Here is a 12374-nt window from a genome sequence, read left to right as displayed (position 1 = left end):
TCTGCTATATCGGCTGCGGCGTCACCACCGGCATCGGCGCGGTGATCAACACGGCCAAGGTCGAGATCGGCGCGACCGCGATCGTCTTCGGCCTCGGCGGCATCGGCCTCAATGTCATCCAGGGCCTCAGGCTTGCCGGCGCCGACATGATCATCGGCGTCGATCTCAACAACGACAAGAAGGCCTGGGGCGAACGCTTTGGCATGACCCACTTCGTCAATCCGAAGGAGGTCGGCGACGACATCGTGCCTTACCTCGTCAACATGACGAAGCGCGGGGCCGACCAGATCGGCGGTGCCGATTATACGTTCGATTGCACCGGCAACACCAAGGTGATGCGCCAGGCGCTCGAAGCCTCGCATCGCGGCTGGGGCAAGTCGGTGGTGATCGGCGTTGCCGGCGCTGGCCAGGAGATCTCCACCCGTCCGTTCCAGCTCGTCACCGGTCGCAGCTGGATGGGCACCGCCTTTGGCGGCGCGCGCGGCCGCACCGACGTGCCGAAGATTGTCGACTGGTACATGGAGGGCAAGATCGAGATCGATCCGATGATCACCCACACGATGCCGCTCGAAGACATCAACAAGGGCTTCGAACTGATGCATTCCGGCGAAAGCATCCGCAGCGTCGTGGTATACTGAGCGCGGGTTCACGACCGCATCACGAATGCAATCCGTTCATCACATCGCCAAGCGTCCGCCCGGCGATGCCAATGATCTGCCGGGCATACCGCGCCGGCCATGAAGGAGGAGAAGCCCATGCCAAGCGTTGCGATACATCCATCCCTCGATTCCGGTTTCCAGGCGACCGATGCAGCCTTCTCGGGCGGCACACTTGTGTGCAACTGCGCGAGCAACCCTGTGAAGGTCCGGATCAGGGGCGACATTGCCCATAACCATGCCTGCGGCTGTACCAAGTGCTGGAAGCCCGATGGTGCTGTCTTCTCGGTCGTCGCCGTCGCGCCGACGGACAATGTCGAGATACTCGAAAACGGCGACAAGCTCGCTGTCATGGACCCGGCCGCTCTTATTCTGCGCCACGCCTGCAAGGACTGCGGCGTGCACATGTACGGCCCCGTCGAACGCGACCATCCGTTCAAGGGGCTTTCCTTCTTGCATCCTGAGCGGTTCCAGGAAACGGGCTGGGCGAAGCCGGGGTTTGCGGCTTTCGTGTCTTCGATCATCGAAAGCGGATACGATCCGGCAAAGATGGATGGCGTGCGTGGCCGCCTGCGAGAGCTTGGTATTGAGCCCTATGACTGCCTCAACCCTGGCCTCATGGACTTCATCGCCACCTGGACGGCAAAGAAGAGTGGCGCGCTCAAAACTGACACGGCCTGAACAAGTCTGCCGCAGACATCTCACCGTTCTCGACATCCACCAACAGGTAACATCGAATGGATCGCCTACAGCCCGAATTCAAAGACGAAATTCGTAGAATTGTTGGTGACGAAAATCTCAAGGACGGGGAGGCCATTGCCACGGTCGACCACGGAGTTGCACCTGAAAATCTCGGGGCAGGCGCCGTAGTCTTCCCGAGAACGACCGATGAGGTTGCCGCCGTCGTCAAATGTTGCCTCGCCAACGGGATCTCGCTCGTCACCCATGGAGGACGAACCGGGCTCGTAGGCGGGGCGATGTCTCGGCCGGGCGAACTGGTGCTTTCAACCGTCCGCCTCAATCGAATCCTGGATATTTCACCAATCGAGCGGGTTGCGGTCGTGGAGGCCGGCGTGACACTGCAAGCGCTGCAAGTGGCGGCCGCGGAGCATCGACTTGAAACAGGGATCGATTTGCCATCGCGCGGTTCGGCAACGATCGGAGGTATGGCCTCGACGAATGCCGGGGGTATTGCAGCCTTTCGGTTTGGGGTCATGCGGCATCGCATTCTCGGCCTGGAGGCCGTGCTCGCGGATGGCTCGATCTATTCCGATCTTACACGGGTCGTGAAAAACGCGGCCGGCTATGATCTGAAACATCTCTTTGTGGGAGCCGAAGGAACACTCGGCATCATAACGCGTATTGCCGTCAAGCTTGAGCCCCAGCCCTTTGCCACGGCCACTGTCCTCTTCGGTTTACCGTCAGTTGATGCAGCGCTCGAGACAGTTCGTCGAGGTCTCGACGCCGAGTACGGTCAACTACGCGCTGCGGAAGCGATCTGGAACACCTATTTCCGTCTGACATCCGGCCATCATCGTTGGTCTGTCTCGGACTACAATGCCGAGCATCCGGTCAACCTGCTGGTTTCACTAAGCGGGGCCGAGGAGGGAGCGTTGCAATCGGAACTGGGACGTATCTATGAAGACGTCATCGAGGATCACCCCGACGCCTCAGCCGTCATTGCATCCTCAGGTGCGCAGGAGATGGATCTTTGGCGACTGCGCGAAGACACGGACCTCATCTACCGAAAGCATCCGAGCGCACCATCCTACGATGTCTCGGTTCCTCTATCGCAAGTCGGGTCTTATCTTAATCGCTGTCTTGCAGATCTCAGGGGACTGGATGCCACGTTCGATCCCTACGTGTTCGGCCATCTTGCTGACGGAAATCTCCATATCGTCCTCAACGCGGCTGGCAGTGACATTGCAGGCGAAAAGGCGAAAGCCATTGAGAAGGTGCTCTACAGGGACATAGTTACGATCGGCGGGTCATTCTCTGCCGAGCATGGGATCGGCACCAAGAGAGTGGGGTCACTGTCAGCCACATCGAACCCGGTCAAGCTGGCGCTGATGCATCGGGTCAAGGACACGCTCGATGCGTCCGCGATCCTCAATCCGGGAAAGGTGTTGCCCCGGCAACCGACCCTTCGGCGACGGGTTCACGCCACCCGATAGATCTGCGCCACCCCCCACCCCCGGAAAGGCCTTCGAGCTCATCAGCTTGAGAAGCGTCGGCGCGGCGATTTCGGAGAATAGCGGCAGGCCTTTGCTCAGCGCCGCGATGGGCTCACGCCCGCAATTCACGATCGAGCGGCCTTCGTGATCCCGCGTTTTGCTTCCATCGCCTGCGGCGAACTTTCCGCGGCACCCAATTGCTGCAACCTCCAACTTCACCTACATTGACCAAGTGGTAAAAAAGACGTGTTCCAAAACGCGCAATCAACCAGAGGGGAATTTAATGCATAGCAATTCCTTCAATTCCGCCATTTCCAGAAGAACCCTGATGAAAGTTGCTGGCGCATCCGCCGTGGTGGCCGCGGCGGGTCTGCCGAGCCGTCTGTTTGCTGCGGACCCGATAAAGGTGGCGGCCATCTATACCGTCCCGGTCGAGCAGCAGTGGGTCAGCCGTATCCACAAGGCAGCTAATGCCGCCAAGGAGCGCGGCAACATCGAATATGTCTATTCTGAAAACACCGCGAACAACGATTACGAGCGCGTCATGCGCGAATATTGCGAGGCCGGCCACAAGCTGATCCTGGGCGAGGTCTTCGGCGTCGAGGATGCCGCCCGCGCCGTCGCCAAAGACTATCCTGACGTCGCCTTCCTGATGGGCTCGAGCTTCAAGCCCGATGCCGCCGTGCCGAACTTTTCGGTTTTCGACAACTATATCCAGGACGCATCCTATCTGTCCGGCCTGGTCGCTGGCGCAATGACCAAGTCCAAGAACATCGGCATGGTGGGAGGCTATCCGATCCCGGAGGTCAACCGGCTGATGAACGCGTTCATGGCTGGCGTGAATGAAGTGGCCCCGGACACCAAGTTCCAGGTCGCCTTCATCGGCTCGTGGTTCGATCCGCCCAAGGCCAAGGAGACCGCATTCGCCCAGATCGATGGCGGTGCGGACCTTCTATATGCCGAGCGTTTCGGCGTGTCCGACGCCGCCAAGGAGAAGAAAGTCCTGGCCATTGGCAATGTCATCGATACCCAGGCGGACTATCCGGACACCGTTGTCGCCTCCGCGCTGTGGCATTTCGAACCGACACTCGACAAGGCTATCGCCGAAGTGAAGGCCGGCACTTTCAAGGCCGACGACTACGGCGTCTATTCCTTCATGAAGAACGGCGGCTGTTCGCTCGCGCCTCTCGGCACCTTCGACAGCAAGGTTCCGGACGACATCAAGGCCAAGGTCGCGGAGAAGGAAAAGATGATCAAGGATGGCTCGTTCGCCGTCGAGATCAACGACGCCGAGCCAAAATCGAGCTAGCCCTCTTCTCCTTCCGTTCATGGGAGAGGTGGTTGGCAATGCCGGACGAGGGATTACCCTTCGCCGGCAGCGACCATTCCCTCCCTGGACGGGAAAGGAAGCCTCCCCCGCAACGCCACTTCCGGTCACCGATGTGTCAAGCAATCCCGCCCTTCGTCTTTCACGCATCAGCAAGCGTTTCGGCCCGCTCCGAGCCAACGAGGCCATTTCCTTCGACCTGAAGCGGGGCGAAGTCATCGCGCTTCTCGGGGAGAACGGCGCCGGCAAGACGACGCTGATGAACATTCTCTTCGGCCACTACATCGCAGACGAAGGAACCGTAGAGGCCTTTGGCAAGCCGCTTCCGCCGGGAGATCCGCGCGCAGCCCTCGATGCCGGCATCGGCATGGTCCACCAGCACTTCACTCTCGCCGACAACATGACGGTGCAGGAAAACATCGCGCTTGGCACGCAGGGCCTCTGGCGCATGCGGCTCGACCGGGCCGCAGCGCGGCGGCGCATCGCGCAACTGTCTACCGATTTCGGCCTCGCCGTCGATCCCGCGGCCACCGTCTCCACCCTTTCGGTCGGCGAACGCCAGCGCGTCGAGATCCTGAAGGCCCTTTATCGCGAAGCCCGCATTCTCATCCTGGACGAGCCGACGGCTGTTCTGACCCCCGCCGAGACCGACGCATTGTTCCGGACGCTGAAACTGCTCGTCGCCAAAGGCCTGTCGATCATCTTCATCTCCCACAAGTTGCACGAAGTGATGGCTGTCAGCGATCGTGTACTGGTTCTGCGCTCCGGCCAGCTCGTCGGCGAGCGCGAGACAGGCTCGACCGATCGCAAAGAACTGGCCTCCCTCATGGTTGGCCAGGAGGTCAAGCCGGCGGAGGTCAGCCCGGTGAAACTGGGCGCACCGCTGCTGGCGCTCGAGGGCGTCTCAACAGCGCCGTATAACGGAGCCGGCCTCGATAAGGTGTCGCTCACGCTGACAGCTGGTGAAATCACCGGCCTTGCCGGCGTTGCCGGCAATGGTCAGGCTGTCCTTGCCGGCCTCATCGCCGGCATCCGGCGTCCAACCGGCGGCAGCATTTCCATCGCCGGGCAGGAAGTCGCTGACTGGTCGCCGCGCGCTGCGCTCGCCCATGGCGTGGCCCGCATTCCGGAAGACCGCCACGCTATCGGCAGCATCGGCGACATGAGTGTGGCGGAGAACGTCATCGCCGAACGCTACCGGAGCCCGCGATTCAACCGCATGGGCTTCCTGAACTGGAAAGCCGCCGGCCGCTTCGCCGAGAAACTCATTGCCGACTACGACGTCAAATGCCCCTCGCCCGAGGCCCGCATACGCCTGCTCTCGGGCGGCAATATGCAGAAGCTCATCCTCGGCCGGGCCCTTGATCCCGACCCGGCGGTCATCCTTGCAAGCCAGCCGACCCGCGGCCTCGATGTCGGCGCCGTCGCCTATGTTCACCGCATGTTGCTTGAAGCGCGGGAAAGGGGCGCGGCGATATTGCTGATTTCGGAGGACCTTGAGGAAATCCTGGCATTGTCCGACCGCATCATCGTCATGTCCAAGGGGCGCTTATCGACGCCGTCTTCGCGCGGTGAACGCAGCATTCGGGAACTGGGGGAGCTGATGGCAGGCCACAGCGGGGAGCCCAGCGATCATGCGGCTTGAGCCGAAGCCCGCACCGTCATTGACGGTCACCTTGCTGTTTCCGCTGGCAGCCATCGCCACCACGCTGCTGCTGACGTCGATGCTGGTTCTTGCCGCTGGCGCTTCGCCACTGTCCGTCTTCTATCTTGTGGCCAAGGGTGCGGCCGGCTCGCAGTTCGCGCTCATGGAAACCTTGACCCGCGCGACGCCGCTGATCTTCACGGGCTTGGCGATCGCCGTCGCCTTCCGGGCCAAGCTCTGGAACATCGGCGCAGAAGCGCAACTCTACATCGGGGGCGTCGTCACCGTGGTGCTGGGAACCGGCGCGCTGCCGCTACCTTCGGTCATTCTGATCCCGGTGATCATGGCCGCCGTCATGGCCGCAGGCGCAATGCTTCTGCTTGGCCCGGCCGTGCTGAAGACCCGCTTCGGCGTCGATGAGGTGGTCACCACGCTGCTGCTCAACTTCATCGTCCTGTTGTTCGTGTCGATGCTGCTTGAAGGTGTGCTCAAGGATCCGATGGGGCTCGGCTGGCCGCAATCGCAGAAGGTGATCGCCGAAGCGCAATTGCCACGCCTCATCCAGGGCAAGCGCCTGCACTATGGTTTCGTCATTGCCCTTGCTTCGGCCGTTCTCGTCTGGGTCGTCATGAAAAAGACGGTTCTCGGCTACGAAATGCGCGCCGTCGGCCTCAATGCCGAGGGCGCACGCTTTGTCGGCATTCTGGTCAACCGCACGCTCATGAAGACGGCGCTGCTTTCGGGCGGGTTGGCCGCACTTGCCGGCTTTTCAGAAGTCTCGGGGCTCAAGGGCAACCTGACGCTCGACCTGTCGCCGGGCTACGGCTACTCCGGCATCGTCGTCGCGATGCTGGCCATGCTCAACCCGCTCGGCGTCATCGCATCGGCCATCTTCGTCGCCGGCATTTTCGTCGGCGCCGATGCCATGAGCCGTGCGGCCAAAGTGCCGAGTTACATAGCCGACGTCATGGTCGCCACCTCGCTGCTGACGATGGTTGTCGCGATCCTTCTGACGCGATTCCGGATAAGGTGGAGGTGACATGGACGCGCTTGAGATCCTCTTCACCGCCTCCTTCTGGGTCGCCGCCATCCGCATAGCATCGCCGCTGATCTTCGCAACCATGGGCGAGTTGATCTGCGAGCGCGCGGGCGTCCTCAACCTCGGGATCGAGGGGATCATGACGGCAGGCGCCTTCGCCGGCTGGTTCACCGTCTATTCTGGCGGCGATCTTTGGGCCGGCGTGCTGGTCGCTGCCCTGGTCGGTGCCATGTTCGGCTTGCTGCACGCCACGCTCACGGTACCGCTCGGCCTGTCGCAACACGTCGTCGGCATCGGCGTTACACTGCTTGCTACAAGCCTTACCTATTTCACCTATCGTCTTGCGCTGCCCGAGGTGACGTCGCCGCCCAAGATCGAGCCGTTCCAGCCCTTGCCGATCCCGGGCCTGTCCAGCATTCCTGTCGTTGGTGAGGCGCTGTTTACCCAGACGCCGCTGACCTATCTCGCATTCGTGTCGGTCGCAGCCGTCGCCTGGATCCTCTATCGCACCCCCATTGGCCTTGCCGTTCGCGCTGCGGGTGAAAACCCGTCGGCGGTCGAGGCGCAAGGCATTTCGGTCACCGGCATACGCATGGGCGCCGTCGCCGTCGGTAGCGCGCTGATGGCGGTCGGCGGCGCCTTTCTCACCATCTCGGCCTTCAATTCCTTCTTCTTCCAGATGATCAATGGGCGCGGCTGGATTTGCATCGCGCTGGTCGTCTTCGGTTCCTGGCGGCCAGGAAAGGCGCTGATCGGCGCCATCCTGTTTGCCGCATTCGATGCCTATCAGGTTCGCCTGCAGCAGATATCGGGCGGTATCGTGCCCTATCAGGTTTTCCTGATGATGCCCTATGCGCTGTCGATCCTGGCGCTGATCCTGGTCGCACGCCGCGCCACCTATCCCAAAGCTTTGATGATCCCGTACCAGAAAGGCGAAAGATGAGTTTCGACCTGATCGTAAAGGGCGGCACGCTGCCCGATGGAACCGTCGCCGATATCGGCATCAAGGGCGACAGGATCGCCGCGATCGAGCCCCGTATCGATGCCGGGGCCGGTCGTGTCGTCGATGCCTCGGGCAACCTCGTCAGCCAGCCCTTTGTGGATCCGCATTTCCATATGGACGCAACGCTGTCCTACGGCCTGCCGCGTATCAATGCCTCAGGCACGCTGCTCGAAGGCATCGCGCTGTGGGGCGAACTCAAGCCGCTCCTGACCCACGAGGCCGTCAAGGAACGCGCGCTGGCCTATTGCGACTGGGCGGTCTCGATGGGCCTCCTCGCCATCCGCACCCATGTCGATACCTGCGACGACCGCCTTCTTGCGGTCGAAGCGCTGCTCGAGGTCAAGAAGGAGATCGCGCCCTATATCGATCTCCAGCTCGTCGCCTTCCCGCAGGACGGGCTCTACCGCTCGGCGAATGCGCGCGAGAACACCATCCGCGCCCTCGACATGGGCGTCGACATCGTCGGCGGCATCCCGCATTTCGAGCGGACCATGTCCGACGGCACGCGTTCCGTTACCGAACTTTGCGAGATCGCGGCCGAGCGCGGCCTGATGGTCGACCTGCATTGCGACGAGACCGACGATCCTCTGTCGCGCCATATCGAGCAGCTTGCCTATGAGACCCAGAGGCTCGGCCTGCAAGGCCGGGTGGCTGGCTCGCACCTTACCTCAATGCATTCGATGGACAACTACTACGTCTCGAAACTGCTGCCGCTGATTGCGGAAGCCGGTGTCTCGGCGATCCCCAATCCACTGATCAACATCATGCTGCAGGGGCGGCACGATACCTATCCCAAGCGGCGTGGCCTGACGCGAGTGCCCGAAATGCTGAAGGCCGGCATCCGCACCGGCTGGGGTCAGGATTGCGTGCTCGATCCCTGGTACTCCCTCGGCACGGCCGACATGCTCGACGTCGCCTTCATGGGATTGCACGTCGCCCAGATGTCCTCGCCCGCGGACATGCGCACCTGTTTCGACATGGTCACCAAGGTCAATGCCGAGATCATGGGACTCGATCATCTCGGCCTAGCCGTCGGCAAATCGGCAAGCCTCGTTGTGCTCGATGCGGGCAACCCCATCGAGGCGGTGCGGCTGCGCGCCGAGCGGCTCTGTGTCGTGGCGAAGGGCAAGGTCGTGGCTGAACGCGAGAAGCGCGATACGGCCCTGTCCATCAAGGGCCGTCCGGCGACCATCAACCGCCGCCACATCGTGCCACCGCAGCCACGTTGAACGGACTGGACGAGAACAGAACGGGAGGGGCCGAATACCCCAGAGAGCGTCATCCGGTTCATCGAGAAAATTTCCGCGAGTGACGGGCTGATCATTTCGAGCCCTGAATATGTCCGCAGCATTCCCTGCAGCCTCAAAAACCCGATCGATTGGCTGCTCGGGCCGGCATCAGCGCGCTTATCTATCCCTTTACGTATCCAAAGCCTTCAACGATCTTTTCATCCCGGACGCGCAAATTTGTCTAACGCCGCTTCGCCAGCACAGATCGAGACAGCACAACCGCGAGGCCGATCAGAATTGTCGCGACGATGAAGAGGAAGGCCGCTGCCGCAATCGCCGGGCTGATGTTCTCACGGATACTCGAAAACATCTGCCGGGCCAGCGTACGCTGGTTGGGACCGGCGACAAAGAGCGTCAGCACAACCTCGTCCAGCGAGGTGGCGAAGGCCAGCACCGCGCCGGAGAGCACGCCGGGCATGGCGAGCGGCAGGGTCACGCGGCGGAAGACCGTTGCGGGCGAAGCGCCGAGGCTTTGTGCGGCGAGTTCCACGCGTTCGTCGATGCCGGCAAGCGCGCCGATGACGCTGACCACGACGAAGGGCACGGCGACGACAGTGTGGGCGATGATCACGCCGGCATAGCTGTTCGTCAGGCCGAAACCCGCGAGCAGCACCTGCATGCCGACACCGAGCACGACAGCGGGCACCACCATGGGCAGTAGAAAGAGCGTGCGTATTGACCCGCGGAAGAAGAGGAGGCGGTTGCGCAGGCCGAGCGAGGCGGCGGTGCCAAGCACGGTGGCGAGCAGCGTCGTGCCCGTCCCGATGATTAGGCTGTTAAAGATCGCCCGCCGCCAGGCATCTGCCGTGAACAATTCCTCGAACCAGCGCAGCGACCAGGACGGGATCGGGTAGGTGAGGATGACGCTCGAGGTGAAGGCGAGCGGCAGGATGGCGATGAGCGGCGCGACGAGGAAGAGGATCGTCAGCGAGGCGAAAGCGAACTTGGTGAGCTTCATCGGCATGACCTAGCGCCTCCCCGGCTCGTCAGTGGAGAGCCGCGCATAGACACTATAGAGGAGCAGCGTCGCGACAAGCAGCACGACGCCAAGCGCCCCGGCCATGCCCCAGTTCGCAGAACCTGTGGCGTAGAAGGCGATGATCGAGCTGATCATCTGGTCGCCCGGCCCGCCAATCAGAGCCGGGGTGATGTAGTAGCCGATTGCAGAAATGAAGACGAGCAGACTGCCGGAGGCGACGCCGCGCAGGCTCAGCGGCAGCAGCACGCGCAGGAACGCGCGCCAAGGCGGCGCTCCGAGCGAGGCGGCCGCCGGCATCAGATTCTTCGGGATGGTAATAAGCACCGAATAGATTGGCAGCACCATGAAAGGCAGCAGCACATGGGTCATGGCGATGATGACGCCGGTGCGATTGAAGATCAACGGCAGCGGCGCATCGATCAGACCGAGCGTTTGCAGGAGGTCGTTGATCAACCCTTTTTCCTGCAACAGGATGAACCAGGCGGCGGTGCGTACCAGAAGCGAAGTCCAGAGCGGCAGCAGCACGGCAGCCAGCATCAGGTCGCGCTTCCAGCCAGTCAGCGAAGCCGCGATCATCGCATAGGGGAAGCCGATACCGGCGCAGGCGAAGGTGACAAGTGCGGCGATCCAGAAGGTGCGCACGAGGATAACGCGGTTGACGGACCGGTCGGCTGGCAGGTGCTCGATATCGCCGGCGGCATTGCGGCCGAGATCGACTGCGGCGAGCAGGTTGCGATCGGTGAGCGGCGAGAGCGCATCGGCGATGGCCAGCCAGAATTCCGGTTTCTCCCAACGCTTGTCGATGGACACGAGGTCGGCGGGCGGGTTCGCCGTGTCGTCGAGCGCGCTGATCGTCTTGGACATGAGCGTGCGGAAGCCGGAACGGGCGCTGTTGAGGCGGCGGACCATATCGCCGAGCGCCTGGTCGTCATCGACGGCCTTCAGGTCCTCCATCAGCGCCATCTGCATGGGCATGGTCGGCGGCGACTTTCGATCCCAATCCGTCAGTACTTCGGCGCTTCGCGGAAGCAGGCGCAGCACGGCTGGATCCGACACCGCCTGCGACATCATGCTGAACAGCGGCCAGACGAAGAAGCCGATGAGGAAGAGAAGCAGCGGCGCAAGAAGAACGAGCGACCGCCCGGTCCGGGACGAGACTGCACTCATGGCGCGATGACCCGGCAATCGCCGGCTGAAAAGGCCGCATAGACCTTGGTGCCCGGCGGGAATTCGCGTGACCGGCGACCGAGCTTGGCGATCAGCGGTTGTGCTGCGTTCTGCAACTGCACACGCAGATGATCGCCCTGATAGACGGAATCGGTCACCTCCGTTTCCAGGCAATTGCGCGCTTCGCCGCGCGTTTCGCTGAGATCGACCCGCTCCGGCCGGATAGAGAGAAAGACGGGCTGGCCGGAGGCGACGCTGCCGGAAACGGCCGAAACGATATGCGCGCCGGACCGCAGGCGCACAGTCGCCTCCTGCCCCTGCACCGCCTCGACGACACCCTCGACCAGATTGGTCTCGCCGATAAATTCCGCGACGAAGCGCGTCGCCGGTTCGTCATAGACCTGCCGCGGCGTGCCGATCTGCTCAATCTTACCCTTGTTGAAGACGGCGACGCGGTCCGACATGGTCAGCGCCTCCGACTGGTCATGTGTGACGAAGACAATCGTCACGCCAAGGCGGCGGTGCAGGTCGCGAATGTCGAGCTGCATCTGCTCGCGCAACTGCTTGTCGAGCGCGCCTAGCGGCTCGTCCATCAGCACGACGCGCGGCTCGAAGACCAGCGCGCGGGAAAGCGCCACACGCTGTTGCTGCCCACCGGAGAGTTGCGAAGGCCGGCGGTCGGTGAAGGCCGACAGCTGCACCATGTCCAGCGCTCGCGCCACGCGCTCGGCGATCTCCGCCTTGCCCAGCCCACGCATCTGTAACGGGAAGGCCACGTTCTCGCCGACCGACATATGCGGGAACAAGGCATAACTCTGGAAGACGACCCCCATGTCCCGCTTGTGGGTCGGCACGTCGTTGATCGCGGTCCCGTCCAACAGGATATTGCCGGAGGTCGGCTGCTCGAAACCCGCCAACATCATCAGTATCGTCGTCTTGCCGGAGCCGGAGGGGCCGAGCAGGCTTACGAACTCGCCCTTGCCAATGCCGAGAGCCAGGTTTTCAACCACGCAGAGCGGGCCGTAGAATTTGGTGATGCGGTCAAATCGAATGAACTCGGCCACGGAAGGCTCCATCGCTAGAGGCGAAGGATGC

Annotated in this window: 11 protein-coding genes and 1 pseudogene; 9 read left to right on the top strand and 3 right to left on the bottom strand. The window is 62.3% G+C overall.

Going from position 1 to position 12374, the window contains the following annotated elements:
- From IB264_RS09200 to IB264_RS35575, 9 genes and pseudogenes are all read left to right on the top strand, one after another.
- A partial coding sequence (locus tag IB264_RS09200) for a zinc-binding dehydrogenase (protein WP_192433303.1) occupies positions 1-638 on the top strand: 638 nt, incomplete at its 5' end.
- A gap of 117 nt (positions 639-755) precedes the next feature.
- On the top strand, positions 756-1337 hold the full coding sequence (gene gfa, locus IB264_RS09195; protein ID WP_113568412.1) for an S-(hydroxymethyl)glutathione synthase: 582 nt from the start codon (positions 756-758) through the stop codon (positions 1335-1337).
- Positions 1338-1393: 56 nt separating this feature from the next.
- Positions 1394-2830, top strand: coding sequence for an FAD-binding oxidoreductase (locus IB264_RS09190; RefSeq protein WP_192433301.1), 1437 nt, complete (start codon positions 1394-1396; stop codon positions 2828-2830).
- Positions 2831-3113: 283 nt separating this feature from the next.
- Positions 3114-4139 (top strand): BMP family protein, encoded by a 1026-nt coding sequence (locus tag IB264_RS09185; RefSeq protein ID WP_192433299.1) that lies wholly within the window; start codon positions 3114-3116, stop codon positions 4137-4139.
- 133 nt (positions 4140-4272) lie between these two features.
- A complete protein-coding gene (locus IB264_RS09180) occupies positions 4273-5802 on the top strand; it encodes an ABC transporter ATP-binding protein (protein WP_025429170.1) in 1530 nt (509 codons plus the stop codon).
- Positions 5792-6841, top strand: coding sequence for an ABC transporter permease (locus IB264_RS09175; protein ID WP_025429171.1), 1050 nt, complete (start codon positions 5792-5794; stop codon positions 6839-6841). Before IB264_RS09180 ends, IB264_RS09175 begins: the two co-directional genes overlap by 11 nt.
- 1 nt (position 6842) lies before the next feature.
- Complete coding sequence (locus tag IB264_RS09170; protein WP_057219028.1) at positions 6843-7784, top strand: ABC transporter permease; 942 nt, start codon at positions 6843-6845, stop codon at positions 7782-7784.
- Complete coding sequence (locus IB264_RS09165) at positions 7781-9073, top strand: amidohydrolase family protein (RefSeq protein ID WP_057221045.1); 1293 nt, start codon at positions 7781-7783, stop codon at positions 9071-9073. The genes IB264_RS09170 and IB264_RS09165 overlap by 4 nt, the downstream gene beginning before the upstream one ends.
- 42 nt (positions 9074-9115) lie before the next feature.
- Positions 9116-9385, top strand: a pseudogene (locus IB264_RS35575) (NADPH-dependent FMN reductase); the annotation flags it as partial.
- Here the strand turns inward: IB264_RS35575 and IB264_RS09155 are convergent.
- The 3 genes from IB264_RS09155 to IB264_RS09145 are packed head-to-tail and all read right to left on the bottom strand — an operon-like array spanning position 9315 to position 12355.
- Positions 9315-10097: an ABC transporter permease gene (locus tag IB264_RS09155; protein ID WP_025429174.1), complete on the bottom strand. Its 783-nt coding sequence runs from the start codon at positions 10095-10097 to the stop codon at positions 9315-9317. The pseudogene IB264_RS35575 and the gene IB264_RS09155 sit on opposite strands and share 71 nt — an antisense overlap.
- Positions 10098-10100: 3 nt before the next feature.
- Complete coding sequence (locus tag IB264_RS09150) at positions 10101-11279, bottom strand: ABC transporter permease (RefSeq protein WP_025429175.1); 1179 nt, start codon at positions 11277-11279, stop codon at positions 10101-10103.
- Positions 11276-12355 carry an ABC transporter ATP-binding protein gene (locus IB264_RS09145; protein WP_051509248.1) on the bottom strand — a complete coding sequence of 360 codons (1080 nt, stop codon included), beginning with the start codon at positions 12353-12355 and terminating at the stop codon, positions 11276-11278. Before IB264_RS09145 ends, IB264_RS09150 begins: the two co-directional genes overlap by 4 nt.
- Positions 12356-12374: the final 19 nt, after the last annotated feature.

Origin of the sequence: Ensifer sp. ENS11 (genome assembly GCF_014851895.1) — a bacterium.
In the GTDB taxonomy this organism is placed as follows: Bacteria; Pseudomonadota; Alphaproteobacteria; order Rhizobiales; family Rhizobiaceae; genus Ensifer; species Ensifer canadensis.
This window is presented reverse-complemented; position numbering and strand designations above follow the sequence as displayed.

Coding starts and splice junctions, on each gene's coding strand:
- gfa (WP_113568412.1), top strand. CDS start 756: ATGCCAAGCGTTGCGATACATCCATCCCTCGATTCCGGTTTCCAGGCG.
- IB264_RS09190 (WP_192433301.1), top strand. CDS start 1,394: ATGGATCGCCTACAGCCCGAATTCAAAGACGAAATTCGTAGAATTGTT.
- IB264_RS09185 (WP_192433299.1), top strand. CDS start 3,114: ATGCATAGCAATTCCTTCAATTCCGCCATTTCCAGAAGAACCCTGATG.
- IB264_RS09175 (WP_025429171.1), top strand. CDS start 5,792: ATGCGGCTTGAGCCGAAGCCCGCACCGTCATTGACGGTCACCTTGCTG.
- IB264_RS09170 (WP_057219028.1), top strand. CDS start 6,843: ATGGACGCGCTTGAGATCCTCTTCACCGCCTCCTTCTGGGTCGCCGCC.
- IB264_RS09165 (WP_057221045.1), top strand. CDS start 7,781: ATGAGTTTCGACCTGATCGTAAAGGGCGGCACGCTGCCCGATGGAACC.
- IB264_RS09155 (WP_025429174.1), bottom strand. CDS start 10,097: ATGCCGATGAAGCTCACCAAGTTCGCTTTCGCCTCGCTGACGATCCTC.
- IB264_RS09150 (WP_025429175.1), bottom strand. CDS start 11,279: ATGAGTGCAGTCTCGTCCCGGACCGGGCGGTCGCTCGTTCTTCTTGCG.
- IB264_RS09145 (WP_051509248.1), bottom strand. CDS start 12,355: ATGGAGCCTTCCGTGGCCGAGTTCATTCGATTTGACCGCATCACCAAA.